Genomic DNA, 1,073 nt, shown 5'->3' on the forward strand with positions numbered 1-1,073 from the left:
CGCCCCATATGCATCCTGGTCGTTACGATAATGATGTCAACACCATTGCACCTGCTTTTGATGTGTTGGTTGGTCATGTACGGCAAGCTGGCATTGGTGTGCAGCTGGCTATGGGGGCGGAGGTGCGGTTTAGCGATGAGTTGATGTTTCAATTACGGCAGAATCGAATTCCGATGATCGGTAAATGGGAGGGTTATGACTGCCTGCTACTGGAAATGCCCCACAGCAATATTCCAGTGGGTATCGAACATATGCTGGAGTGGCTGGATCGACAGCAGGTGCGGGTGGTGATTGCCCATCCAGAACGGAACAAGGAGCTGATGGCATATCCGGAACGCATCTTTCCATTGGTGGAACGGGGCACATTGTTTCAGCTGACTGCCGGTTGTATTCCCGGTTTTTTTGGAGAAAAAGCACAAGCTACAGCCCGCTGGTTGCTTGATCATGAGCTGGTGCAGTTTGTGGCTTCGGATGCCCATCATGCCAAGCGCAGGCCACCGGCTATGAAGGCTGCGGCTGCAGTTCTGGATCAATGGTATGGCGAGTCTGTCCGGCATCAGCTGACATTGACCAATCCTGATTTGTTGACATTTTCGTTGTTTGGAGAAAAGAAGTGAAGGGGGCTGTAATACAACGATGGCTGCTGGTAGTACCGGCCATTGCATTCTTGGCGGTGGCATTGAATACCGCCGTAAATCTGATTCGCTCTGAAGTCTGGCGCTACCAGACTCAGGACTTTCTGGAGTTCTGGCAGGCAGAGACCAAAGCAGATAGCAACTATAAGATTAACCAAAAGGATTTTGGCGTTACCGTTAAGGGGATCGACAAAGCCCTGGCCGATGTTCCCTTTGCATCAGAACTGCGGGTATTAAAGGCCAGGGTGCTTGAGCAAGGTTTCCGACACGGCTTAACCCCATCCCATACCGTGGAACCGATGGACTTAACCGCCTGGAATGAAGCCATCCTGGGCAGACCTGCCTGGCCATACAGCTGGAGTGAATACGCCCACGCCCGCTCCCAACGTAAGCGCTTATTTAAGGACGTCTTCAAAACCCATCACCTGTCTGCCACGC

The 1,073-nt window shown here is 52.1% G+C and carries 2 protein-coding genes; both read left to right on the forward strand.

Annotated features, from left to right (window positions below):
- The coding region (locus KDK14_RS12865; protein ID WP_257265543.1) for a tyrosine-protein phosphatase at positions 1 to 617 on the forward strand (617 nt) is incomplete at its 5' end.
- Positions 614 to 1,073: hypothetical protein (locus tag KDK14_RS12870; protein WP_257265544.1), on the forward strand; the 460-nt coding region annotated here is incomplete at its 3' end. The genes KDK14_RS12865 and KDK14_RS12870, both read left to right, overlap by 4 nt.

The sequence above is a fragment of the Endozoicomonas sp. ONNA2 genome (assembly GCF_024606365.1).
Taxonomy (GTDB): domain Bacteria; phylum Pseudomonadota; class Gammaproteobacteria; order Pseudomonadales; family Endozoicomonadaceae; genus Endozoicomonas.